General features: G+C 46.9%; 27 protein-coding genes. 10 read left to right on the top strand and 17 right to left on the bottom strand.

Annotated elements, in window-relative coordinates:
• Positions 1-8 precede the first annotated feature (8 nt).
• Both B5E65_RS02745 and B5E65_RS02740 read left to right on the top strand, forming a co-directional pair.
• Positions 9-674: a hypothetical protein gene (locus B5E65_RS02745; protein ID WP_087170243.1), complete on the top strand. Its 666-nt coding sequence runs from the start codon at positions 9-11 to the stop codon at positions 672-674.
• Between the two features lie 13 nt (positions 675-687).
• Positions 688-1,104, top strand: a complete 417-nt coding sequence (locus B5E65_RS02740; protein ID WP_087170242.1) for a DUF2871 domain-containing protein — start codon at positions 688-690, stop codon at positions 1,102-1,104.
• 1,377 nt (positions 1,105-2,481) lie between these two features.
• Here B5E65_RS02740 and B5E65_RS02735 read toward each other — a convergent pair.
• Positions 2,482-3,099 carry an alpha/beta fold hydrolase gene (locus B5E65_RS02735; protein ID WP_087170241.1) on the bottom strand — a complete coding sequence of 206 codons (618 nt, stop codon included), beginning with the start codon at positions 3,097-3,099 and terminating at the stop codon, positions 2,482-2,484.
• An 89-nt stretch (positions 3,100-3,188) separates the two neighbouring features.
• Complete coding sequence (locus tag B5E65_RS02730) at positions 3,189-4,400, bottom strand: ATP-binding protein (RefSeq protein ID WP_087170240.1); 1,212 nt, start codon at positions 4,398-4,400, stop codon at positions 3,189-3,191.
• Positions 4,401-5,124: 724 nt separating this feature from the next.
• Here B5E65_RS02730 and B5E65_RS02725 point away from each other — a divergent pair.
• Together B5E65_RS02725 and B5E65_RS02720 are read left to right on the top strand one after the other, a co-directional pair.
• The gene (locus B5E65_RS02725) at positions 5,125-7,293 is read left to right on the top strand and encodes an alpha/beta hydrolase (protein ID WP_158098496.1); all 2,169 of its coding nucleotides are present in this window, start codon (positions 5,125-5,127) and stop codon (positions 7,291-7,293) included.
• 84 nt (positions 7,294-7,377) lie between these two features.
• A complete protein-coding gene (locus tag B5E65_RS02720; protein WP_143402957.1) occupies positions 7,378-7,836 on the top strand; it encodes a MarR family winged helix-turn-helix transcriptional regulator in 459 nt (152 codons plus the stop codon).
• Between the two features lie 268 nt (positions 7,837-8,104).
• Here the strand turns inward: B5E65_RS02720 and B5E65_RS02715 are convergent, their stop codons facing one another.
• The 8 genes from B5E65_RS02715 to B5E65_RS02675 form a co-directional block, all read right to left on the bottom strand.
• Positions 8,105-8,590 (bottom strand): GNAT family N-acetyltransferase, encoded by a 486-nt coding sequence (locus B5E65_RS02715; protein ID WP_087170237.1) that lies wholly within the window; start codon positions 8,588-8,590, stop codon positions 8,105-8,107.
• A 271-nt stretch (positions 8,591-8,861) separates the two neighbouring features.
• The gene (locus tag B5E65_RS02710) at positions 8,862-9,593 is read right to left on the bottom strand and encodes an ABC transporter permease (RefSeq protein ID WP_087170236.1); all 732 of its coding nucleotides are present in this window, start codon (positions 9,591-9,593) and stop codon (positions 8,862-8,864) included.
• A complete protein-coding gene (locus B5E65_RS02705; protein ID WP_087170235.1) occupies positions 9,593-10,318 on the bottom strand; it encodes an ABC transporter ATP-binding protein in 726 nt (241 codons plus the stop codon). The genes B5E65_RS02710 and B5E65_RS02705 overlap by 1 nt, the downstream gene beginning before the upstream one ends.
• A gap of 54 nt (positions 10,319-10,372) precedes the next feature.
• Entirely contained in the window at positions 10,373-10,558 is a 186-nt protein-coding gene (locus tag B5E65_RS02700) for a cysteine-rich KTR domain-containing protein (RefSeq protein ID WP_087170375.1), read from the bottom strand.
• Positions 10,559-10,625: 67 nt separating this feature from the next.
• Positions 10,626-11,105, bottom strand: coding sequence for a helix-turn-helix domain-containing protein (locus B5E65_RS02695; protein ID WP_087170234.1), 480 nt, complete (start codon positions 11,103-11,105; stop codon positions 10,626-10,628).
• Positions 11,106-11,729: 624 nt separating this feature from the next.
• Positions 11,730-11,927, bottom strand: a complete 198-nt coding sequence (locus tag B5E65_RS02685) for a cysteine-rich KTR domain-containing protein (RefSeq protein ID WP_087170232.1) — start codon at positions 11,925-11,927, stop codon at positions 11,730-11,732.
• A gap of 5 nt (positions 11,928-11,932) precedes the next feature.
• Positions 11,933-12,346 (bottom strand): YjdF family protein, encoded by a 414-nt coding sequence (locus tag B5E65_RS02680; RefSeq protein ID WP_087170231.1) that lies wholly within the window; start codon positions 12,344-12,346, stop codon positions 11,933-11,935.
• Positions 12,346-12,882 (bottom strand): PadR family transcriptional regulator, encoded by a 537-nt coding sequence (locus tag B5E65_RS02675; protein WP_087170374.1) that lies wholly within the window; start codon positions 12,880-12,882, stop codon positions 12,346-12,348. The genes B5E65_RS02680 and B5E65_RS02675 overlap by 1 nt, the downstream gene beginning before the upstream one ends.
• 1,221 nt (positions 12,883-14,103) lie before the next feature.
• Here B5E65_RS02675 and B5E65_RS02665 point away from each other — a divergent pair.
• Together B5E65_RS02665 and B5E65_RS02660 are read left to right on the top strand one after the other, a co-directional pair.
• On the top strand, positions 14,104-14,742 hold the full coding sequence (locus B5E65_RS02665) for a DUF5343 domain-containing protein (protein WP_087170230.1): 639 nt from the start codon (positions 14,104-14,106) through the stop codon (positions 14,740-14,742).
• 11 nt (positions 14,743-14,753) lie between these two features.
• Positions 14,754-15,341 (top strand): Swt1 family HEPN domain-containing protein, encoded by a 588-nt coding sequence (locus B5E65_RS02660; protein ID WP_087170229.1) that lies wholly within the window; start codon positions 14,754-14,756, stop codon positions 15,339-15,341.
• Between the two features lie 322 nt (positions 15,342-15,663).
• Here B5E65_RS02660 and B5E65_RS02655 read toward each other — a convergent pair whose 3' ends face one another.
• The gene (locus B5E65_RS02655) at positions 15,664-16,230 is read right to left on the bottom strand and encodes a 6-carboxytetrahydropterin synthase (RefSeq protein ID WP_087170228.1); all 567 of its coding nucleotides are present in this window, start codon (positions 16,228-16,230) and stop codon (positions 15,664-15,666) included.
• A gap of 248 nt (positions 16,231-16,478) precedes the next feature.
• Between B5E65_RS02655 and B5E65_RS02650 the strand changes: the two genes are divergently transcribed.
• The 4 genes from B5E65_RS02650 to B5E65_RS02630 all read left to right on the top strand — a co-directional run bounded on the left by B5E65_RS02650 (position 16,479) and on the right by B5E65_RS02630 (position 19,990).
• Positions 16,479-17,135, top strand: a complete 657-nt coding sequence (locus B5E65_RS02650; RefSeq protein WP_087170227.1) for a Crp/Fnr family transcriptional regulator — start codon at positions 16,479-16,481, stop codon at positions 17,133-17,135.
• Positions 17,136-18,222: 1,087 nt separating this feature from the next.
• Positions 18,223-18,627, top strand: coding sequence for a hypothetical protein (locus B5E65_RS02640; protein WP_143402956.1), 405 nt, complete (start codon positions 18,223-18,225; stop codon positions 18,625-18,627).
• A 96-nt stretch (positions 18,628-18,723) separates the two neighbouring features.
• Entirely contained in the window at positions 18,724-19,047 is a 324-nt protein-coding gene (locus B5E65_RS02635) for an inorganic pyrophosphatase (RefSeq protein ID WP_087170224.1), read from the top strand.
• Positions 19,048-19,432: 385 nt separating this feature from the next.
• Positions 19,433-19,990, top strand: a complete 558-nt coding sequence (locus tag B5E65_RS02630) for an ATPase (RefSeq protein ID WP_087170223.1) — start codon at positions 19,433-19,435, stop codon at positions 19,988-19,990.
• 716 nt (positions 19,991-20,706) lie between these two features.
• Here the strand turns inward: B5E65_RS02630 and B5E65_RS02625 are convergent.
• From B5E65_RS02625 to B5E65_RS02605, 6 genes are all read right to left on the bottom strand, one after another.
• Positions 20,707-21,921, bottom strand: a complete 1,215-nt coding sequence (locus B5E65_RS02625; RefSeq protein WP_087170222.1) for a hypothetical protein — start codon at positions 21,919-21,921, stop codon at positions 20,707-20,709.
• Positions 21,918-22,478 (bottom strand): RNA polymerase sigma factor, encoded by a 561-nt coding sequence (locus tag B5E65_RS02620; protein WP_087170373.1) that lies wholly within the window; start codon positions 22,476-22,478, stop codon positions 21,918-21,920. The genes B5E65_RS02625 and B5E65_RS02620 overlap by 4 nt, the downstream gene beginning before the upstream one ends.
• A 116-nt stretch (positions 22,479-22,594) precedes the next feature.
• Positions 22,595-22,879, bottom strand: coding sequence for a hypothetical protein (locus tag B5E65_RS02615; protein ID WP_087170221.1), 285 nt, complete (start codon positions 22,877-22,879; stop codon positions 22,595-22,597).
• Complete coding sequence (locus B5E65_RS15990; RefSeq protein WP_143402955.1) at positions 22,876-23,061, bottom strand: hypothetical protein; 186 nt, start codon at positions 23,059-23,061, stop codon at positions 22,876-22,878. Before B5E65_RS15990 ends, B5E65_RS02615 begins: the two co-directional genes overlap by 4 nt.
• Before the next feature lie 225 nt (positions 23,062-23,286).
• Positions 23,287-23,772: a DUF7000 family protein gene (locus tag B5E65_RS02610; protein WP_087170220.1), complete on the bottom strand. Its 486-nt coding sequence runs from the start codon at positions 23,770-23,772 to the stop codon at positions 23,287-23,289.
• A gap of 143 nt (positions 23,773-23,915) precedes the next feature.
• A complete protein-coding gene (locus tag B5E65_RS02605; RefSeq protein ID WP_087170219.1) occupies positions 23,916-24,503 on the bottom strand; it encodes a GNAT family N-acetyltransferase in 588 nt (195 codons plus the stop codon).
• Positions 24,504-25,136: the final 633 nt, after the last annotated feature.

Raw genomic sequence — 25,136 nt, 5'->3', positions numbered from 1 at the left:
TTTGAGAGATGCAAGCTATTGTAGAAACCCTGTTTGACGCTGTTTACCTGATTTCTGTTATTACTATCGGCATTCTGATGATCCGCGGCAGCAAAGGCCAGGCCCAGTTCCGTCTGTTCGGCTGGATGGCTGTGGTGCTGGGTGCGGGCGACTCGTTCCACCTGGTTCCCCGCGCTCTGGCTCTGTGCACTACCGGCCTGGAAAACTTCACCGTGGCGCTGGGGCTCGGCAAGTGGATCACCTCGGTTACCATGACGGTTTTCTATGTTCTGCTGTACTATGTGTGGCGCAAGCGGTATACTATTAAGGGAAACAACGGCCTTACCGCTGCAATTTACCTGCTGGCGGCTGTGCGGGTTGCTCTGTGCATGATGCCGCAGAACCAGTGGCTCAGCGCCGACGCGCCTCTGTCCTGGGGCATCTGGCGCAACATTCCCTTCGCTCTGCTGGGCCTTGTGATTATTGTGCTGTTCTACCGCAGCGCCAAGGAGCACGGCGACAAGGCGTTCCGCTGGATGTGGCTGACCATTGTGCTGAGCTTCGGGTTCTACATCCCGGTTGTGCTGTGGGCGGACACCATTCCCCTGATCGGCATGCTCATGATCCCCAAGACCTGCGCTTATGTCTGGACGGTTCTGATTGGCTATTCTGCCATGAAACAGGAAGTGAAATAAGGAGGAAAGCCCAATGAAACGCTACATGAATTCGGCTCTGCTGTACGCTGTTCTCGCCATGGTCGGCGGTGTATTCTACCGGGAATTCACCAAATTCAACGGCTTCACCGGCAAAACCGCCCTTGGTGTGGTCCATACCCACTACTTTGTGCTGGGCATGGTGTTCTTCCTGCTGCTGCTCCTGCTGGAAAAGGCCTTTGCTTTCACGGGTAAGAACACCGGCCGCGTGCTGGCGGTATACCACGCGGGCCTGAACCTGGCCGCGGTGATGTTCGTGGTGCGGGGTGTGACCCAGGTTCTGGGCCTGGCCCTCTCCTCCGGAATGAGCGCTGCGATCTCCGGTGTGGCCGGTATCGGGCACATCCTGCTGGGGGTCAGCCTGGTTCTGATCCTGCTGGAAATCCGCCGCAGTGTGCTGGCGAAAGGCTGATTTTCACCCTGATTTAACGGCTAAAACGCCCGGTCTTCCTGGCCGGGCGTTTTCTTTGTGCCTACAGGAATCCGGGCGAATGGGGCCTCCTGGAAGGTGATGCAGACGCTTTTCAAGCCTGTGTCCCGGCGTGATTGCCGGGAGGATCTGGCGGCTCTTTGAGGCAGGAACACGTGCCTCACTTGTCCTTTTGCTATACTGGCCTGGCGGGTCTGAGGGACTGAGCTACTCCCCTTTTGACACATAAAAACGCATTGGCTGGCGTCTGGTCTTCGGTGACCGGGCGCTCATTTTTTGCCCATATGGACCCTACACAGGCAGGGGATCCGAAGGGATCGAGTCACGGCTGTGTACCCCGTCCTGAGAGGGTGCGGAAGGGAGTGCCGGGCAGGTTTGGGGTGGATCCAGAGGGGGCAAGCCGGCCTCTGGTGGAGCGATGAGTCATATTTAGGACTATCAAGGCGGCTGAATCGGGGCGCTTTTGCATGGACAGCGGCACACCGGTTTTGCACGATTTCGCAAAAATCGCCACTTTCGGGCACGCCGGTTTTATGAGGAGGATGGGTCCTTCCCTACCCTCTGAATCGCATTTTTGGGACGGTTTTGGTCGCAGCATGTACCCCGCCCGGGCGGGTATGGGATCGGGCTGGTGGATGGATCTGGGGTGAAGGTCGTAGGGGTACGAGTCGGCATTTGACGGGATGATGGGTCATATTTGGGACTATCAAAGCGACCAAACCGGGGCGTTTTTGCGTGGGCAGTGGCACACCGGTTTTGTGCGATTTCGCAAAAATCGGCGCCCTTGAGCACACCGGTTTTAAGAGGAGGATGGGTCCTTCCCTACCCTGTGGATCGCAATCCCCGGGACGGGTTTAGTCGCAGCGTGTACCTCGCCCGGGCGGGTGTGGGATTGGGCCGGTGGATGGATCTGTGGAGAAAGCCAGAGGGGTACGAGGTCAACACCTGATGAAATAGTGGGTCATATTTCGGACTATCAAGGCGGTTGAATCAGGTCGCTTTTGTATGGACAGCGGCACACTGGTTTTGCGCGATTTCGCAAAAATGGGCGCCCTTGAGCACACCGGTTTCATTTGAACGGAGGCGGTTCTCGATTTACCGGTCCTCTGGCCTGTTTGCCAGATCGTTCCCCGAGTGATTGCCCCATCCCTGTCCATGGGCCTTCTTTCAAGGTGAGAAAATACAAGCGGCTTACAGACAAAGAAAACCAGCCGTTGCGGGATTGGCTCCTGCAGCGGCTGATTTTCTTGTACTTTAGCTATGTGTGAGGAAAAGTAATTTTATCACTATTCCATCCCCAAATTCTTTGAGTTCAGGACTATCCTCCAAAAGCTTTATCCTTGTTTGCGCCTATAGACTTCATGTATTCTGATTTACTTTGTTGAGGATCGCAGCAATCGCTTCCGGGGCACATTTGTTGACTTCATGTCCTGCGCCGGGAATAATTTGTAATTGCGATTGCGGCAGCAGTGCGTTCAGCTGTTTAGCCGCCTTTTTGTTGGCATAATCCTTTTCTCCACAGACAATGGTCACGGGACATTCCACTTTATTTAGCCCGGATTTGAAATTCAGAGAACGCAAGGAGTGGGACAGTTTTATCGTGTCGCTTTTAGAGATGCCCATCGTTGCAAAGGCTTTACGAGGCATACAGCGAAAAATGAGATTTTGAAAGTTGATCAGCAAGGTGGGAATCTTATATTGTGCTCCAATCAAAATTAAAGAGGATACCTGATTCCCGTGCCGGATCGCATAATCCAATGCAAGGATGGCTCCCAAGGAAAGACCGCAGAGGACAAACGGTTCCGCAGTGTCCGCATATCTCCGCTCGAGCTGAGCGAAAACATTGGAATAGGTAACGTCCTGCTTATCCAACGAAAAAAGTTCTGGACAGTCTGTATCAGAACAGGACACCTGCTCCGTGACCGAGTTCCAATCTTTTGCTGTCTGTCCTAATCCATGCAAAAAGACAATCTTCATTTCAGCGTTCTCCTAATAAATCAGCGACCATAATATATTCTTCTTCATTTTCATCAACGATATGGAATCCGGCCGCTAGATACATGTTTTTAATACTCCGTACTAAGCAGAAAATCCGCTATGTGCATTGTCTTGATTCCCTCATAGTTCCCACCGGCAGATTCGTCTGTTGTAAGAACAAATTTGGGGTAATTATCAGGTATTTCAAGCAGGCGATTATATTCTCGCTTTTCTGTCTTTTCCGAGTTGATCTCCTGCGTAACCTGAACATAGATTTTTTCGTTTTGTCTGACTGCTACAAAATCAATCTCGCCATCTCCGGTTTTCCCCACATTGACCGTGTATCCCCGTCGGCAAAGCTCCAAATATACGATATTTTCCAGGCTGGAAGCAACGCTGTCTGTGTTATAGCCGAGAACACTGTATCGCAAGGCAACATCGGCCAGATAAAATTTTTCCTGTGTTTTCAGGATTTCTTTTCCCTGCAAATCATATCTCGAACAGCGGTGAAGCAGATACGCCTTTTCCAACTTATCCAAATAGCTGCAAACGGTTTCGTTATCAAGAGACCGCCGTTCTGATTTCAGGTAATCGGCAATCGACTTGGCGGAAAAGGTGTTGCCGACATTGTTGAAGGTGTATTTTACAACGCGCTCCAACTGGTCGATCTTCCGAATTTGATTTCGTTTTACAATATCTGAAAAGATCGTGGAATTGTATATGTCCCGGACAATCGTGTAGATTTCATCCTGAGAATACGCCTGCAAATGCGTCGCTGGAAATCCTCCCAAGCGAACATAATTGGCAAGTTCTGCTTTCGGCTCCCCCACGGTGGTGAATTTGCTTTTGAACATCAGGTATTCGCCAAAAGACAAGGTAAAAATGCGGAAGGAGACATATCGGCCAGTGAGATAGGTGGCTATTTCAGAGGACATCATTCTGGAGTTGGAGCCTGTAATATACAAGTCAACATCAAAATCGGATGCCAGCGAGTTTACAATCTTTTCCCATCCTTTGATTTCCTGAATCTCATCCAGAAACAGATAGGTCTTTCCATCCGGGGAAAGTTGTTCCTTCAATAGCGTATAGATCTGCTTCGCCGTCATATCCTCATATTCCATAGAATCAAAACGGTGGCTTATAATGCGATCTTCTGGAATGTTTCGCTCCGTTTTCAGCCTTTCCATAATCATTTTCAGTATGGTAGATTTTCCGCAACGGCGCACTCCTGTAAGGATTTTTACAAAGGGAGCATCCACATAGGCCATGATCTTATCCACATATAACGGTCTATCAATCATCGTGACCACCTCCATTTGTAATTATTATACCGCAAAACAAGCAGCTTATCAATTTATTTTGCGGTTTATAACCGCAAAACTTTTAGACAATATATTTAATTGCGGGTTACCATGGGTCTATGCCTTTGCTTTTGTGGCGCAGATACCACTCTTTTCGGGCTTCCTTTGACAGATCGGTACTCAGAGCCTTTATATTACTTTTCTTTCATGTAAAAAGACCTCCTGGTTTTTTATTGTTGCAGTTGGCCGACGCCCGCGTCAAGGAATGTTCGCAAAAAGGGTTCCTGTAAAACAAGAAGTTAAAGCCGCCAGTCGCAGCATCGCCTGAACAGACTGCTCACTGAGATACGCTCTGGAGGCGGATCAGTCTTCCGCATATTCCATGAGGTATGACCCAGCGTGCAAGATGAACTCCGATGTGCAAATGACAGAAATGATGCAATTTCACTTTTGATTTTGTATTTTGCAACAACAAAATACTAATTCTATTATACAATATACAGAAATTACTCGAAAATCCGGGAAAACTATTGTGAATTTTGTATTTCAGAAATATAATATTCGCAGAACGGATCCGCAAACGGTTTTTACTTCTCCGCTGAGGGCTGGTGCGCACGACCCTTCCGTTGGAGAAAGCGTCAGCGGCCGGCTTGTGCCACGGGGCTGTACGGCACAGGCCAGTCCCTGAGAGAGTCAAAAAGAAATGAAGAGAAGGAGTGAAATCATGAATACGCGAAAATACTGGAAGATGTTAGCGGTATGTCTAGTTGTTATGCTATTGGCAAGTTTTGTGTCTGCCCTAGTAAAGACCGGTGCTGGCAGCATCCTGGTGCGCGAAACCCGGATCAATACCCGCGGAGGAACACTTAGCGGCGTAATGTATATTCCCAAATCCGCTCTGGAGAACGACGGTCATGGCAACTACACTTCTCCCCGTCCTGCTGTTGTGCTTAGCCATGGGTATTTGAATAGCAATCAGATGCAGGATCCCAACGCTATCGAACTTTCCAGACGGGGTTTTGTAGTCTTTTCCATGGATATGTACGGCCATGGCAACTCGGATCTGCCCAACGCTACCGATGATCCCACTGGTACGGGAGCAACGCTGGGGGCCATCGACGCCTATGAGTATATGCTTACCCTGCCCTATGTGGATCACACTCGCATCGGGTTAGCAGCACATTCAATGGGTGGTATGAATACCGGTAACGCTGTGGCGTTGGAGGCAGGTTTCTTCACGCTGGAGGACGCGCTGCTGGAGATGCTCTACAGTGAATTGGGCGCAGAGGTTACTGCCGAAGACGTGGCGGCCCAGGATCCGGATGCGGTGGCCGCTCGACTGAGCGAAAAGGAACAAGGCATCTACGAGGTGCGCAAGCAGGAAATTACGGATGAATATGCTGTGCGCCCCTTTGCAGAACTGTTTATCGGCTCCGGCCCGGGCTTTGCTGCCCTGACACAGTCTCATGAGGTAGAAGTAGCTGGCGTCACTGTATGGCGTGACCTTCAGGCAAACGTGGGCGTGAACATCGGACTCATTGAGGAGAACGCTTGGCTGATGTTTGGCGCTAACGCCGATGGTATTGACAATGCCTCTCAGATCCCCGAGACGACTCTGGCCCGCCAGCTGTTCGGTACCGGCGAGAATACGGTGGAGCGGCTGACCTGGTACTCTCTCAATCTCTCTAACACTACTACCCAAGCCCAAAGCGACATGCTGGGCGGTTTTAACGAATTGGATGCCAGCGATGAAGCTCTGCGTCAGGCTATCGCCAACCGCAGTGCCCGGGTTATCAATCAGCCGTACGAGATCCACGCCGGCAACCACTTCTCCCTGAATACCACCTCCTTTGTGGTGCAGTTCTTCTCCACCGTGATGAACTACAATAATGGTGAGTTGGCCGATGGGGCTGTAGCCTTGGATCCTGGAAACGCCATCTGGCCTGTAAAGGAAATTGCCAATGGTGTGGCATTGGCTGCCCTGTTTGTGATGGTCTGGCCCCTGTTCATGATTTTGCTGAATGCACCCTTCTTCGCCAGCCTGCAGGCAACACCTGCCGAGCCGATGCTTAGCCGACACGACAAAGGCTTCTGGGGTATGAATGTTCTGCTGGTCCTTATTCCTGCTGCTACCCTTATCCCCTTCTTCATGCTGGGCGGCGCTCCTACTACCTATGCGGGTAACAAGGGCCCCATTGCCTGGAGTGCTCTGTTCAGCCAAGAGATGTCTACTCGACTGATGGTCTGGGCCGTGCTCAATGGTCTCATCGCTCTGGCGCTTCTGGCAGTACGTCACCTGTGCCTGAAAAAAGACGGGCTGTCTTTTGTCTCCCGCTACAGCCTGGCTATCAAACCCAAAGCCCTGGGCAAGACAGCCGTGTTGGCTCTGTGTGTATTTGCCTGCACCTATCTCAGCGTAGTGGTATGCAGTTTCTTCTTTGACTTGTCGGACGCACGGCTGTGGGTTATTGCCGGCCGGGTGATGACCGCCGAACAGTTCCGCACTTGGGCTGGCTACCTGGTGTTCTTCCTGGTATTCTATCTGGTGAACAGCATGGTGGTGAATTCCGGTCGGATGAAAGACATGAGTGAGGGCAAAAATCTCGCCCTTTGTGCTGTGATCAACGGACTGGGGCTGCTGCTCATGGAAGCGGCCAACTATATCTATCTGATGGCTCAGGGCCATTTGGTATGGTATGATTTTGGACAGGATTTCTTCTTGACACTGGTGGTAATCTACCCGCTGGTAGTGGTTCTGCCGTTGGCAGCGGTGTACGCTCGTAAGATGTATCTGCGCACCGGCAGCGTCTGGCCCGGCGCACTGCTGAACACGATGCTGTTTACCTGGCTGTCGGTAGGCAACACTTGCTACCACTATTCTATGATTCTGTAACAAGCGGCTGAAATTGCTTTTTCCCCTCCTGGCTGGTATAATATTACATAAATTTGCATTTACCAGCTGGGAGGGAAAGCGACCGTGACCGAAACTCAATGGATGGGCCGATACCGCACCCTTGTGGAGCGGATTATCCATCTGTGCAACAAGTCCGCAACACATTTTACGCGGCCAGCTTTTTTTGATACACCCTACAAGCTCACCGCTATACAGATCCAGATCATTGAATATCTGCTGGAAGACCGGGATGAAAACATGTCTTCTGTGGCTCAGCGTCTGGGCATTACCCGAGGTGCCTTTTCCAATAATGTTACCCGCCTCATCGGTATGGGGCTTTTGGAGAAAGCACACCGGCCTGGCAACAATAAGAATTTGTTTGTTACTGTGACGCCTAAGGGGCGTGGGCTCTATCGCGATTACTCCCGTTTTATTTACGAGCGGTGGTTCCGGGATATGTTTAAGCTGGCGGATCAGATCCCCGAAGAGCACCTGAAGATTTTTGAGGATATTCTGCAAGGCTTTGCGGACACGCTTGTGTGATCCATACTGGCGGTCGTGTTTTAATGTAAATTCATAAAGACCTGAACCAAAACTGAAAAGGCTCCGGCACATCGCTTTCTGACGGTGTGCCGGAGCCTTTTGCCTATCTGTTGCCCGTTATGCATACAATGAAAGAAACGCATGGAACGGATTCTTTTGAAAAGGATTGCCTTCTGGACAGTCTGTATCAGAGCAGGACACCCACTCCGTGACCGAGTTCCAATCCTTTGATGTCTGTCCTAAGCCATGCAAAAAGACAATCTTCATTTCAGCGCTCTCCTAATAAATCAGCGACCATAATATATTCTTCTTCATTTTCACCAACGATATGGAATCCGGCCGCCAGATACATGTTTACAGCATAATTTGCTTTCTGAACCGATAAGGATACTTTCGGATAACCCTGTGCCATCAAGGTGGAAAGAAGCTCTTTTAATAGTGCTGTTCCGATGCCATGCCCACGGTATTCTTGATATACGGACATCGCCAAGGAGGGAGTGGCATCATTAATGTGTCCGTAATCATTCATAATCCGACCCCAAACAGCTCCCACAATCCGTCCCTGCACCTCTGCAATCAAAGCATGGTCGTGTTTTCGTGTTCCAAAGTCAGCGATATACTCCTGCAATTCCGGAAGAGATACCACAGATCTGGGAGGCGGTTCGACCCCTTTCGGAATATAAATAGCTTCATATAAAAAATCACGGAGCAAGGCATATTCCCCGCGGTTCATCTCTCGTATCAGATAATCCATAACTCAGCTCCTAATCATCTATTCTAAGATATCATCCTCTATTATCACTTACATCTACTATATCACAATCCAATGTCTTTTATAGAGCTTTTCCTTCGCTGATCTTGTACTCTTTGAATTATGTTTCGATTGGGGGAATCCTCATTTCTATGTAACGGATGTATTATGTCGCGAAAAATTTAGCCGACTCCCCCCTATTAGAGAGAATCTTTATAGGCAATAGAGCTTATTCATGGGCTATCAAACATAAATATTTCTAAATGTGCTAAACTTACTGCTTTTTCATTTGCCACAGAAAGGATCGTACAGCAAAAATTGTTGTTACCGCCGCATATCCCAGCACCCATAGGAGATGTGGAAAACATTCTCTGAAATTCCCATTCAATATACTCCGTTCCAACTCCACGGCGTGAACAAATGGCAAGGCATATGCAATGCGCTTGATGATGCCTCCTACTAAATCAAGATCAAACCATGTACCGGATAACCATGCGGACACATTGATCAGCAACGCACCACAAATATCGCTGACCTGCTTGGCGTTGAGAACGCTGCCACATAGCAGTCCCAAAGCGATATACAGAATTGAGATCGGCAGAATCATTATAACAGCGTACAAAATATGGATACTGAACGGCAATCCAAGAAAAACAGCAGCCAAATAACAGGCAGCACTTTGCGCTATTGCAATTGGAATAATCGGAACCGCATAACCAAAAATAAAATCCGACGCAGTCAGTGGTGTTGTATATAGCCGCTGTAACAGCGCAGTTTCTCGATCTTTTGAGATTAAAGTAGCCGAAAATAATGTCATAAAGGAAAGCCCGAATATAGTAATGCCGGGGGTTAATTCCTGAATTTCAAACAAGCTGACAGGGATATTGGCCTGAATTGCTGTCAGCAGCAAAAGCAAAATGAGCGAAAATCCCAGGCTAAATACGATGCTAAGTGGATCGCGTAAAATTTCCTTTGTATTTCGTGTTCCAAAAGCCAGCAGTTTCATTATTCTGCCCCCTTTACCAATGCAACAAATGCATCCTCAAATTTGTTGGTTCCAGCTTTTTCCTTTAGCTCGTCTGCCGTCCCAACAATCAACAATTTCCCGTCTTTCATAATTCCAATGTGATCTGAAAGCACTTCCGCTTCCTCCATATAATGGGTCGTCAGTATAATGGTGATTTTCCCCTTCAAAGAACGAATGACGTCCCAAAGATCACTGCGTGCCAACACATCCAACCCCAGCGTCGGTTCATCTAAAAATAAAATTTTAGGTTCGCTTATTAGAGCCATAGCGATACTTAATCTGCGCTGCCATCCACCGGACAATTTTCCTGCTTTCTTTTTCAAAATGCTATTCAGCTGAAACTGATGGGCGAGTTCAGCGGCCTTTTCTTTTTGCTTTTCTTTTGAAAAGCCATGCACTCCACACATTAATTCCAGATTTTCTTTTACTGTTAAATTGGGCGCTACTGCGGTTTCCTGCGGAGATACACCAATGGTGCGCTTTACGGCAACAGTATCCGTTATAATACTGTAACCGTTCAAAACGGCATTTCCACTGCTAGGAGCGAGCAAACAGGATAGCATCTTGATTGTAGTAGTTTTTCCGGCTCCGTTTACACCCAAAAGAGAAAACAACTCACCTTGTTCTACGGTTAAATTTAGATCATCAACAGCAGTCAAATCTTTATACTGTTTGGTCAAGTGCTCTGTTTGGATTGCTTTCATATTGTGTCCTCCTAAAAATAAAAAGCCGATAAACTATGGAATAATTCCATAAGTTCATCGGCTCTGCGTCTTAGCGTCTGGCTCTTTGATGACCGTTATTTTCAGTTGTTCTGCATCAATAAGGGTTTCTTGTTTACACTTGGGGCAATATAAGGGATAATTTTTCAATAGCGTATCTTCCCGTATCCTGGCACGGGTTTTGCTACCGCATACGGGACATTTAATCCATTCTGATACCATGATCTTTATCGTGCGTTTTCTTGAGTAAGCCCAGGGCAGTGTTTGCAAGTTGCCCGGACACTCAACATCATTCATTTTGAAAATTATTGTCGGGTTCCATCATATTCAAAGTGGTTTTGAATATCTGTGCAATTCCTAAAACGTATTCTTCTTTAATTAGGGCAAGCCCCGGGAGTTCTATCGCTTCATCCCCTAAAATCACCAACAAATCTCCCGGCTTAATCTTAAATACATCTCTAGCCTGTTTAGGAAGCACAATTTGACCTCGCTCGCCCACACGAACAGCACCAAATATGTGCTTGCCTTTTTGCGGGATTTTTACGCCCTTCTTTTCTTGGTCGTAATGGATAAGGTCGCTCAGCTCCACATTATATAATTGTGCTAGAGCATCGCAGTTTACGATGTCCGGCATGGAGTCGCCAGATTCCCATTTTGCAACTGCCTGGCGGGAAACACCGATTTGCGCAGCCACATATTCTTGAGAGTATTTATTTAATTGCCGCAATGTAGTCAAATTGCAGGCAATGTTATTTTTCTGCGATTTCATACTTTTCACACCTCCTGAAATCATTATACAAAAACCTCTGTCAAAGTTCCACCAACCGCTGCAAACAGTTAATGTTATATTTGGTTGCATGAGACATTGAAATCTATGCTGTTCTTAATTTCATTTACTTTGGGACAAAATGTCCCAAAAGTAAATTGACTGCGTCACCGTCGCTACCGCTCCTATTCCCTATTCCTGCGCCCGTCTGTCACATCTAGCAGATGGTCAATATTGGTCTTGACCACCACGGCCTTCCACATTTCCTGTTGGGCGGCCCGGTACTTGGTATACTTACTTTGGGACAAGTTGTCCCAAAGTAGTGAAAATAAAATGCGCCTGCGTGACAAAGCGACACGCAAACGCATGAAACGACAAATTCATTTAGGTACTGCCATATTTCGCGTCTGCTGCCAGACTATCCCCATAGTGCGGACAGTCTTTTTTTGACAGATTAGGCGGATGGAATAAGAAAACGGACATGACGATACCTCCCGGATACCGCCGTGTCCTTCCTTAGAGCATGGTGAATGATCTGCCCACGGCGTTTTTTCTTTTCTGCCGCCGGGCAGATGATAAAGCAATATAAACATGAAAAAGCCGACAACATCAGGATTTGATCCTGTGTTATCGGCTCTGCGTCAAAGCGTCGGGCTCTTTGATAACCAATACCGTTTGCTGTTTAACATTGATCAATGACTCTTTCTTGCACTTGGGACAGTACAGAGGAAAGTGTATCAGTTCGGTATCTAACCGTATTTGCGGGCGTGTTTTGCTGCCGCACGCCGGGCATAAAATCCAATCTCGGTTTTCCGTGTTGTTCACCTCTTTCAGCGGCCCCGATGTTTATCCCGCTTTTTCTGCTGGCGCAATTCATATTGCCGTTCTTTTTCTGCTTCCCGCTGCTCACGGCTTATGGTTTTACGTTCCAATTTGTTTTGTTCATGCTGCAATTTCAGTGCCTGCTGTGCCTTTGTACCAATCCCGGGCTCCTGCAACTTGCCGTGGATCTCCCGCTGCATCCGTTTAGGATTTATCTTCCGCTCCTCAACGCGTTCAGCTTTGATGGGTGGGCTGAATTTCAGCTTGCTCCAATTTTTTAGCAGGAAATCCCATACCTCATAGTCCTTTGGCTCCGCTCCAAAAGTAATTTTGCAAACCTCATATCGATCACCGTCAACACGCTCGTAGACCCCGACCCAAAATGGATTTTCAAAGAATACCGTTAAGGTACTTCGTGCCATTACGGGGCGTTCCCCTCTTCGGAAAACTGGGCCGAAAAAGAATCCAACCATGCTAACAGCGCTTGATACAAAAGGCGCTGTTGGTCAAAGATTGTCCGGCCTACCAAGGGAATGTCTGCATATTGCTGTGCATACCCCTCGTTTTTTTCCGCAGATGCAAGAATATTTTTCCGCAGCTTACTGACAAGGGCTTGGGCATGAGGGCGATCCATTTTGTTGAGGTTCGTAATCACCACATTGAAGTCAAAGGTAAGCGGCACATTCTGTTCAGCGATAGTGTCCATCAGCGTTTCAAAGTAGGCTCTCCCGGTATCGGTAATCGAGTAAATTGCCTTTTCCGCAAAACGCTCTCCCTTTACCACATCGCTCGTAAGATAGCCTTTTTCTTTTAGTTGGAGCACCTTTTTGTAGACAGATGGAATACTGATTTTTGTCCAGCGGGAGAAATTGTGGTACTCAATATCTTTTTGAATGTCATAGGCACTTTGGGGCTTTTCCAGCACAATCCCCAGAATCACTAAATCAATGGATGACACAAATACCATCCTCCTTTGCTATAAAATATAATACTATAAATTATAGTGAAAGTCAACGAAAGAAAAGGCGGACAAATCCCGCCAAATCCATAGGAACTATCCGGGAGTACACTAACGGCAAGCAGGGCAAGTGTGGCCACACTTGCTATTTTTGCAGCCCAAGGGGCCGCAAAAACGCTTGTTGGGGAGCATCCCCAAACCCTCGTCGGCGCAAGTTCCACATCTTTCGCAACCGGCTAAAGCCGCTTCCTCACTTGCTCTGCTGCGCCTCCTTTCCCCACCGAACCCGCTGGCGCTGGGCTTCGGCGGGGGCCCCGATGTAATTGTCTGCGGCCCAAGGGCATTAACTTTGGGACAAATTGTCCCAAAGAGAAAGACTATCGGAGATTCTGACTCGCCCCTCTCGGCGCATCAGATGTGGAAGGTGTTTCGTCCAAAATAAGCAAGTAAGGAAATTGCATTAGCCGCTCTAAAACTATGCCCGCAATCCCTTGGAGATGGGGTACTTTTACAGCTTAATTTTCCACGCAGCCCCTCTGTTGCTCCGGAACAAAATGTTAGCATTATTTGAGATAATTGAGAATGGATAAGGAAATCATATTGCTCCCGTCAAGGCTGTAGTCGGAACCCCTTGTAAAACGGGCGTCGTTTAGGGCCAAACGCTAACATATTAGCTCTGCTCTTTGAAGTACTTCCAATAGCAGAAAACACAGGTAATCCCCCTCCAATAAGAACACCCCGCACAAGGCGATCCTTCCGGGGCCTTCTGTGGGGCGAGCTTCTCATAACGAGGGACTTCTTTCATTATGCGTTCATAGGGGCTGTTGGTAAAATTCATAAGTAAAACCTCCTTGATGTTCAACACTATCCCCCCCGCCCTTTCCCAATCTTGGGAAAGGGGGCGGCTCTGGAGGATATTCCCCCGCCACGCCGCCAGAAAGTAAAACAGCCGGGCCCGTCAGTCAAGGGCAAGCCGCCGTATAACGTCGGTGCTATGCACCCTTGACAGACAGCTCCCGGCTGTTCTGAACAATATGTGGCGACGGGGGATATATCACCTGAGCCATGTGATGGAAAATAGTTTGGGACAAGTTGTCCCAAAGTTGAGTAATAACGTTAGATAATTCGACGTTCTCTTGTAATCTATTTGTTTATGAACTATAATAGTTAACAATATTACCATTTCTTAAATGCATTAAATATTTCACAGGGGGTAAAGCTATGTCGTTGCCAACAAGTTATTTAACTGGTAGTTTTTCTAAAATTCCGCAATACTTCGATACCTTGCTAACTGCGCGTGCACCTGAAAAGTTTACAGCAAAATTCTTCGCAGATCTTGGCTTTACCAGTTCGAATGATCGACAGTTCATCAATGTATTAAAGGCAATTGGTTTTTTGGACGATTCCGGAACTCCTACGCAAAGATATTATGAATTTTTAGATCAAAGTTCTTCTAAGAAAATGGTCGCTGAGGGTATTCGGGAAGCCTATGAAGATTTATTTGCTCTGAATATTTCTGCGAACACAATGACTGTTCAAGAGGTTGAAGGGAAATTTAAAACTTTGACAAACGGCTCAAAAGCGGCAACAACTATTACCCAGATGGCAAAAACATTTACTAATCTCTGCTCATATGCAGATTGGAGCGCACCATTACCTCAGGAGAGAGATATTCCGGAGACTCCCAAAAATGAAGCCACATCCCAACATAATAAAAGTGAATCCACCATTTCGGCTCCGTCCAGCACTAGTGCATTTGACTTAAATTATGATATTCATATTCATTTGCCGGCTACGAGAGATCAGGCTGTGTATGACGCGCTGTTTGCAAGTTTAGCCAAACACATACCTCTGAAATGAAGGAGGTCAAAATGGATCTATATTCTTTCGCATTTAGAGGCATGCTGGCAGAAGAAGCATTAGATAAGGCAGAACATAAAAGATATTCTTGTGAAGAGTCATTTTTTTCCGAAGAACTTGCAAAAAAACTACATTTTAACGAAATAGATCCAAAATATGTAGAACAGTCTAAAACTATGCTAACAGCCTTTGCAACAATTACTGCTTTTGAAAATGCAACCAGGGAGTTTGTCTATACTACACTCTTCGGCTCGTATGGGGCAGAATGGTGGAGCAAAGGCGTGCAAAATAGCATACGTGAAAAGGCCCAAACCCGAAAAGATTCGGAAACAAAAGTCAAATGGCATGTCAATAGAGGTGATGCAATGATGTCGTATCTCGAATTTGGCGATCTTCCCAAAATCATTTGCTCACAGGGTAATTGGCCATATTTCGAACCGTATTTTGGATTTTCAAATGCTCAAGAATGGGTTCGCTCTACTTTCGATGCAATTGAGAAGTCGCGAAATGTAATAATGCATAGCGGTGTACTTGACGATCTTGATATTGCTCGAGTTGGTATGAACATAATTGACTGGCTACATCAAATCAACGCATAGTTATTAAAATTCAAGTGGTAAAAACATTTGAAAGATGTTGCAGCCAATATACATTTCGGGTTATATAGAGTTATATAGATTAGAAATACCGATTACCCGTACCCAAATCATTTTTGTGCGTTTGTAATTTCTTGAAACCCTTAAATAACACTCCGACCAATCGGACTGTCTCTCCTGTTTGACCATATTCTCTTTTTATTCTCGCTGGTGGGAATGATTCAATGTCTGATGAAAATCATTTGTGGCCTGCGATCTTCCTAAAAAGCGCCGGGCCCGGATAAAATCCGGGCCCGGCGCATTGTGTTGCGTTTACGGTATTAAGTTATCCTTTCTTGTAGCCACATTTAGGGCAGACGCCGTTTTCGTTCAGCGCGATGCCGCACAGAGGGCAGCGGTCGATCTGATTATGGGTATCAAACTCAGCAGAGGCCGCGTTGACGCCGCTGGTAAAGGTGATCTTGGCAATGTTCAGCTTATCTTTCAGCAGATCATAGACGATTTTAATCATACCCTCTACGGTCATGGTTTCCTTGGTCACTACCAAACGGCATTCCGGATAAGCCTTGGCCAGCTCCGTCTCAAAGGCGGGGCCTTTCATCTGGTTTTGAGGAGCACCGTTGCGGATGCCCTGCTCCTCGTACACCTTCAAAATCGCAGGCAGAAGGGGGTCATCCTGGCGCAGAATCAATGCGTGATCGAAGTTTTTCAGCACGGACCAAGCGGTCTTCTGAATCTCGTTACAGGGGAAAACCATGTTGACACCAGGCTCAACGGTGTCCTCTACCTCGATGGTCAGCACGCCGGTGTGGCCATGGAGATACTGGGCTTCGCCTTTAAATCCGTAAAAACGATGGGCATACTGCAGATCCAATGTAGTGATACTTCTCATAGAAAAATCTCCTTACTGTTTTGTTGAAATCTATCCGGACAAAAGTAGTTTTTTTGCCCAGAATCTTGTGGTTTGTGTTAAGCATACCGAAACATTGAGAGTATGTCTGTGATATCATCACGAAGAAATGGATTTTTTGAAAATTTTCCAATCCTCGCCAAAGGACCGCCCCTTGTCTTTTTGGGCAACCAGTTGACAGCCTGCAACCCTCTCCCTTATACTGGGGGCACCATGAAGGAGGGCGGGCCATGAGTTTTGAAAACTACTTTCCTATCTGGAATCAACTACAACATCATCAGAAGCAATTGCTTCTGGATTCCCTGAGCTACCAGACAGTAAAGAAAGGCACCATCCTGCGCAGCAGCAATACAGACTGTGCCGGACTTTTACTGATTCGCTCTGGTCAGCTGCGGGCCCTGGTCTATTCAGAAGAAGGTCGTGAGATTACTATCTATCGGCTGTTTGATGGGGATTTGTGCCTGTTTTGCGCCCCCTGCATAATTCGCTCCATTCAGTTTGATGTGACGATCCAGGCAGAAAAGGATACGGAGTTCTGGAAAATTCCCTCTGAGGTCTACCAAGAGCTGATGGTTCAGTCTACAGCGGTATCCAATTTCACCAACGAGCTTATGGCAAGCCGATTTACCGAGGTGATGAGTCGTGTGGAACAGTTTATGTGGAAGAGCATGGACAAGCGCGTATCCGCCTTTTTATTGCAGGAGGCTTCTATTGAAGGAACCTATGAATTGCGGATCACCCATGAGACGATTGCGAATCACCTGGGCTCCCACCGGGAGGTGATCACCCGCACACTGCGGGATTTCCAGGACGCTGGGCTGGTGAAACTGTCCCGGGGTCTGGTGACCATCCTGGACAGCGAGAAACTGCAGGATATTATGCGATAACAACTATCCCCCTATTACTGTACGGTGCCTTTTTATTCGTGTACAGTATAGGGGGATTTTTGATTCACATGCTGAAAAGGCGGCTGCCTGTTCCGTACGGTACGATTTGGAGCGAGCGTAACGAATCTCAAACAGCTCCAAGGGGCGAGGGCATTTGTGAAGACTTGCCGATGCTACCACTTTATGCGCTTTTGCCCTGAATTATAGACACAAAATATCTGCAAAGCATAATTACTATACAGCTGACGAACGTGAGTTTGCGACGGTGATTCGATGCGAATCTGCCCGGCTGCGGCCAGGATGAGATCCATGGTCCGGTGTACTGCATCCCAAAAATCCACTCTGCAAGCCGAAAATCCGAGATTACCCAGGTGCTTGCGGGAAATGCATCAGCCGGGGCTCCCCGGCCTTCGTTCATTAAGCACCCCGGGTAAAGCCGTCCGGAAATAGCCCGGACACCCCTCAAAAACATCGTATAAAGCGAAAACACTATACAGATAAATGGAGCGCACAAACCTTCGGGATAGTGCGATTTGCAACATAGCCCGACAAGAATTTTCCAAATGACTCCGGTTGGTTCAGGCCTTTGCTGTAAAATGCTTCCTCCAAAGGCGGGTTGATATTAACCTTGAATCATAGTACTATGAAAATGGAAAGTAGAGATACGTGGGCGGCGCGGCGATAATGTTCGCCAAGACCCCTCCTCTGCTTCTGGGTCTACGGAACTTCAAATGGCATCTATGTACACCAGGCATGGTCTATGGGACGAGAGACATTGCCTGATGGCTCTGACTCACCAAAGAAAGGACAGTCATGAATACAATCACGTACCTGTTTTGGGTTAAGGCGTGTTTTTTCCTTTTCTTAATGGTTGACATTGTTCTGTTTGCATTCAACTTTTATGTGCTGGGAGGAATTGTGCTTTTCGCCGGACTGATCATTATGTGGCGGCTATATCGCTGCCCGGTATATAAATGCCATCTCGATCCCAGATTGGCTCTCAGAGAGATGGAGTACTGCCCATCTTGCGGGTGTGATTTTATTTTGCATAAAAAGTAAATACCTCGATTGTGGGGGGATGACACGATTGGAAGAATGGGAAAGATGGAATGCCAGTCAATTGGTGGCAGATGATTATGAGCTAAAATACCTGCTTCAGGATCGGAATGGTCTCAAGATTGTTTTTGCCGGGCTGGAGACAGAAGTCACCATTGTCTATAGAAAACAAATTTTGTCATTCCGAAGCTGCGACGAAAGTGATCGCTGGAAAACCGTTTCAGACGTGCTTGCAGGTCATGGCAAAGATTTCTTCCGGAACTGGCTCGCGTATAGAGTTACTGCGTCGGACTACGCAAGCTGGTTTGCACGCGAAACCTTCGACAGCACGACGGCCGATGAGATCCTTCATCTGGCATTTGTCACGGCCAATGACGTGATTGACGTCCTTTCGTTAGAAGAACCGGATATATTGCTCTCTCCTATCCGGGATTAAAGACACTTAGAGCTACCGCTATACTGTGCTTCAAAGAACATGGTATCCCCTCTTCGGCAAAAAGATCATCCCTGATGATTCTGGAGATTTGTTTTGATGATTGGAAAGCTGGTAAAAGTGATTGTCGATAGGCCGCTTGGAAGCTATCACCCGGTGCACAAAGATATGTATTATCCGGTAAATTACGGCTTTGTGGAAGGGATAGTTGCGCCAGATGGCGAGTATCAGGACGCTTACATCCTTGGAGTAGATACAGCAGTGAAGGAATTTACCGGGATCGTCATTGCAGTGGTGCATCGGCATGACGATGTGGAAGACAAGTGGGTGGTAGTGCCTGAAAACGTCAGTTTCACAAAAGAAGACATAGAAAAACAAATCCGTTTTCAGGAGCAATACTTTCAATCGGAAGTCTGTATGTAAACTTTCACTTTTGGAAAACAGAGGATTTTAGAGGAAGAGAGTCAGATGCATGGTCCAAGCATAGTATTTGCCAATTGTGCATCTGTTTTAGGCTTCATAAAAGCATTGAGTTTGCTTGTGTTTCAATGTATACTGAACACAATAAATCTTAATTACATCTTCATCGATGGGAAAGCAAAAATCGAATCAATCTCGAGATAAGAAAGCAGCGAGATGCGGTGCCTTTGGGGCTGTTCGAACATTGAACCACTTCAAGATGAATAAGGCAGAATGCCGAACAGCCCGGCAGCTGTCTGGAGCTTGGCACACTATGCATACAAATTGAACTGCAACTGGATAGATTAAAAGGCCCCCTGACACTTGCAGGAGGCGGGAAGGATACATTATGAAAATCTTCACCATAATAGGCGGCGTAAACGGCTGTGGAAAGTCCAGCCTTACTGGCTCGCTCAAAGCTGAGCGCACGGATCTGGGTATTATCGTAGATCCGGATAAACTTACCGCCGAGCTGGGTGGGGATGAATACGAGGGCGGCAAGCTGGCTGTGGATAAGCTGGAGAAAGCACTGGCTAACGGAGTCAGTTTCACCCAGGAAACTACCCTTTCCGGCGGTTACGCCCGTAAGTTAGCACGCCGGGCCAAAGAGGCCGGATATTACATTCGCTTGTATTACGTTGGGCTGGACACCGTGCAAGAAAGTCTCCAACGCATTCAGAACCGTGTCCGTAAGGGTGGGCATGATATTCCCAGGCAAGATGTGGAGAGTCGTTTCTCTCACCGCTTTGCTGACGTGGCAAAGGTGCTGCCATACTGTGACGAAGCTCGTTTTTTTGACAATGACAATGGCTTTGAATTGGTAGCGGAATATCGCAATGGAGAAATACTGCCTATCGGACACAGTCGGCCTGAGTGGCTGATCCAGTTGATGAAGGAAATTAAATGAAACCGGAATGTCATGAAGGCACTGAAGAAACAGAAAAAGGCAAACAACGGCCAAATGAGTCCCCTATTGTTATTGAAAGACATGCCCCCGGTCAACCCACTGGTTGGCCGGGGGTTACTTTACTCTATATATACAGATTTAAAATAATAGTATACACAAGATATCACTTTCGAAAATGCATTATTTTTTGTCTTTTGAAAGCGAGTGCGTAACGGGCAATCTAAAGAATGCTCTAGGCTAAATGCCTGATTTTGATTACACGGTTTCGTTGCATTCACTGAGGGAGATGCTGTCGACCGCATCTCCCTCAGCATAGCCAGAATCCTCGGAACCATCCACAAAATCAACGTCCAATCGGGGGTCCCCTTGCTCCTTAGAAATGCTGCCGGCAGCTCTTCTTTTTGGCGACCGATATCTGTCGGCTTTACATTTTGGCTAGTTTCTGAATGTATGCCGCTAATTCTATCTTCGTTCAAACGCAAAAGATAATCAAGCGTTAAATCCGCAGATTTCCAGACCATGTACTTCCATCGTGATTACCAATCACGATAGCAGCATAAGCGGCGCAAGGGGTGCAACCCATTGTACGGAACGCAGTGACGCAAAACAGCCCGGACTTCTATCGTCCGGGCTGTTTGCCTCGCAGAGCGCACGCATACAGGGGTTACCAGGTATAGAAGTGCGCCTCTGTTGCCAAGGGATAATTCCGGTTCCACTTAGTTGAAACTTCCGTCCCATGTTGGCATATTGGAAATATAGGTGCCTTCCACCGCTGGAACATAAAATGCTCCGTAGTCTTTTAATCCATTTTCGTGTTCAGCTTCCGGCAGTTCAACATAGAAGCGATAGTATGGCATATAGTACGCTTCATATCCGCCTGTTCGGTAGATGAGTTCGACTTTCTTGATAAACTCTGCGCCAGGAAATTCATACGGGACAGTCGAAAGATAATTGCCATTTAACAACAGCTCTTTTGCCTTACCCGAACTGATGATTGGATAATCCCCCATTTTCTTTGACAAATCGGGCTGAAATACCCTTGCCAGGAACAACTTTCCATTGTCATCACAATAGAATGCCACCCGATTGAAATTGTAGTTGATGATTTGCTTGATATCATGGTCGTCCGCATCAAAAAACTCAATGGAAAAACTTTGCTGGCTATAGATATTGTAATCCCCACCATGAATGTTTACTTGAGGATTGGCCATGCCAATCAACTCTCTATATTCGCTTTTTAAATAATCTGCCACAGCAGCCGTATCAGCGTAGGACGCATAATGGGTAAAGTTATACTCTTCCGGGAGAGATACGACAGGATCAAAATGTATCGTCGCTGTCATGGTTTGGTCTACTTCTATTTTTATTCCATCGGCTTCTATGATTAGTGCAGTCGGATCAAAAAATCCATCAGGAACAACCACGCCTCCTGCTTCATACTTTTTTGTTATTTGCTGTTTTTCCTCTTCGCTGAGTGCATTGTCAGTGATCGTCAGGTTGCTTGGATCAAGTCCCAATCTCCCAGCAACATCCAGGATAAACTCCCGCATTTTATCAAAATCCGCTCCTGATGCAATATAGTACTCATTGTAGAGCAAGAGGTTTTGATAGACAGGGAGTGCGGATATCTCAGATTCTTCATTCCAGGGATTCGCGTTTACGAGTTCCGAAATGTCATAAGCCATATATCCCTCATATCCCATTCCACCCGAAGTGTTTTCAGAAATCGACAGCATCGGTAGGTCAGAGGGCAATTCTGGTTCATCGTGTGGGAAGAGCATCGTTGCTGCAACAACAATGACTGCAAAACAAGCAGCAATCGCTCCCCACTGCATCCAGGGATTTTTCTTTTTGTTCGTTGCGGTATCTGCTGCTTCAACATAGGCAGGATCAATCAGCCCCATCTTTTCTAAAAAATCATTTCCTCTCATATGGAGTAACCCTCCTTCTCAAGATACTCCCGAAGCTCATTTCGACAGCGAAAGAGCGTCGTTTTAATTTTGCTCTGTGATAAGGCGAAGTGTTCGGAGATGGAAGCTATGGAATCCAGATACCAATACCGGCGAACAAAAATATTCCTTTTTTCCTCATCCAGTCGGCTGAGGAATTCATTGATTGCATCGGCAAAGACTTTATCCTCGATGCGGCATTGAACATCGTCGGGCGCAGGAATACACTGTTCCATCTCTGCACTGAGTTCGCATATGAAGGCACTGCGTTTCAGCCGACTGCGGTTACGGCAACAGTTCAGGGAAAAATGACGGATGATCCGGGCAAGGAACGCATACAGATAGCTTCTTGGCTCATGGGGCGGAATCGTATCCCACGCTTCCGTGTAAGTATCATTTTCACATTCCTCGGCAGTCTGCCTATCTTTTACAATACTGTGGGATAGCGAACGCAGACGGTTTCCATATTTTTCGGAGGCGTACCGGATTGCGGTTTCATCGCGTTCAAAAAACAGGTCTATAATTTTAGTGTCATCCAAAGCCTTCATCTCCTTTCCTCTGTAGTAAAAGGCCTTTCACCCTTATAAGCACTTTTTAATTGGCTTTCGTTACAGCTTCACAAAAACTATAGCAAAATTTTTTGAACATTTCGACATTAACCTTTGCTTCCATTCTTCTTCGCCCACTCGCTTGCCGCCTGTTTCCGCTCCTCACTATACGGTGCAGTCAGCCTAAAACTCAATCTGCCTTTTTCAATCTCAAAGGTCAGTCCTCCTTGCTCGTCATCGTCAATTTGGCGGCAGCACTCCGGGTAATTCGCTGCAAATGCTGTCAGCCGCTTTTTCAGATCGGTGTTGTGGGTTTGTACCTCGATCATACTGCCATACTCGTCAAAATAGATGGCTGTGGTCTTTTCTCTCTTGGTAAGTCCTGTTCTCATAAAACTTCCTGTTTTTCGCAAATTTTTCTCAGTTCTTGAATTGGAAAAGTGATGTGATTATCCGATAGAAATACTCCAAACGATGTGGCGTATGTTCCAGCTATCACTATCGGCTGATTTTCAGCTTTTCCAACTCTTGACCATGTTTTCATACCTTTCGGTTTGTGCGGCTTTGCAGCCATTCCAAAAGCTCATTTTTCATCACCAATTTGCGCCCACCGATCCGCAAGGTCGGAAAGTCCGGGCTATTAAAAGGTTATATGCTCCCGCTTTGGAAATCTGCAACGCCTGTGCAAGCTGCTTTGCGTCCATCACATCGGGCATGGTTTCAAAGGGTTCTCTGCTCATAAAATCTCCTTTCCTGCATGAAAAAGCAGCAGTCCCTATTTTGGTAACTGCTGCCCGCTTTACGCTGTTAGTTTCTGAATATACGCCTCTAATTCTATAATCTTCCCTTTTATTTCAGCAATGATCGCTTCCGGGGTATCGGTTGTTATCCCCTTTTCTACTGTAGCCTTGAGTATGAAATCGTTCTTTTCCGGATCGGAACACACTTCAAAGGGGCACGCGGAATTATAGAGCATTTTATAGTAGCGGCATTGAATCTTTCGGTTGTATCCGGACATCCAAACTTCGAACTCGCAGGTGCTGTGGATGAACACGATTTGGACTTTGAGGCCGGTTTCTTTCAGGCTTTCCCGGGTAGCTTGAAAATATGAAAAGTCCATCTGATTCTCTACTACTCTGCCCATAAAAGTGTATTCCGGCATCTCTTTTTCAAGCTCGGAAGCAATGTATTTGATGAGCTTCATGACCTGCTGATAGCACTTCTGAATCGAGGTCGTTTCAATTATGTGCTTATATTCCTGGAATAAACTTTGCTCAAAGGACATGCTCAGCGCCTCCTTGTTGATGCATTGCTTTTATTATACTATACCAGTGCCGATGGTGATACATGCAAAATGACCCGGACTTATATCAGAGAAAGCGGTCGTCTGGAAGCGGACTCGCTATGTAATGCTTTTCCTGATTCCGTTTACAGGTTCGGCTCGATAAAATGCACAGAGGAGGTATCCCAGTACTTCTTATAGACCCGGCTTTCGTTTCCGTCAAGATTGAGCTGATACGCCCGGAATGTCACCAGAATATTTTTCGGCTGCCATTGCTCCTCGTAAGAATACTGGTATTTCATCCCCACTTTTCGCATGACGCCGCCGCTTCTGGGATTATTTCTGTCGTGGGTTGCTGTGATATAGGGAAGACCATCCTTTTTCACCTGTTCAATCACAGCTTTGCCCGCTTCCGTGACAATCCCTTTATGCCAAAACTCCTTGCGCAGCCCATAGCCGAAATCGTGGTGTTCTTCCATATCCACCTTGATGTACCCAATGGGGGTGTTGTTCTCTTTCAGACAGATCGCATAGGCATATGCTTGCGGTTGGGCATATTTGGCGGCAAAGCGTTCCTCGTAAAATCGCTTTGCCCCTTCCAGGCTCCTGGCCGGATACCAGGGCAAAAAACGGTTGACCTCTTCATCCTGCAGGATAAGGAACAACGCATCCATATCCTGATTGGTAAATTTCCGCAAAATCAGACGTTTTGTCTCTAAGGTTGGTGTGTTCATAAGGCCCTCTCTGTCACTATGATTTTTCGCAGATGTATTCGGCAGGCTCATGTACAAAAGCGGATAGGGATTGCCCTGCTCGTCAAGATCCATTCTTTTGTAAACCTGAACCTCCATGTGTTCATCTATTTCAGTTTAATTGTATCATGATTTCGAATACAAAGCATGGGCAGACGAATTTTATTGGCTTTTCATTTAAGCAGTATAAGTTAATGAATTTCCGGTATTCACGGATCTCTTTGGAGAGTTTTGCTTCTAATAAGATTTCCCTCCTGTTGCTGCAAAAAGCGTACCACTTTTCAGTGACGCGCCTGATAAATACTCACCTATTAAAACATACAAGAAAGCGCGGAAACAAGCCGCTTTACAGCAGGCTTGTTTCCGCGCTTTTGGTATGAAGCAGGGGCATTCTTTGCGGCTCCTGAATGGACAGCCGGAAAAGCCTAAGACTTATCCCCTGTCCCCGGTTTTCGGAACCTGTACGGTTTCCTGTTTTCTACCTTTGGGGTACGGATCCGGAACGGCAAAACTGCCGGAGTATCCGGGATTCTGGCATAAAGAGAAGAATGAGAAACTACCGCCGCAGGGTATATCCTGCGGCGGTTTTCTTGTGCGGAATTTAAAAAGAGCTAT

The organism is Gemmiger sp. An120 (genome assembly GCF_002160955.1).
Classification (GTDB): Bacteria; Bacillota; Clostridia; order Oscillospirales; family Ruminococcaceae; genus Gemmiger_A; species Gemmiger_A avium.
The sequence above is the reverse complement of the archived record's forward strand: the minus strand, read 5'-3'. Positions and strand labels throughout refer to the sequence as shown.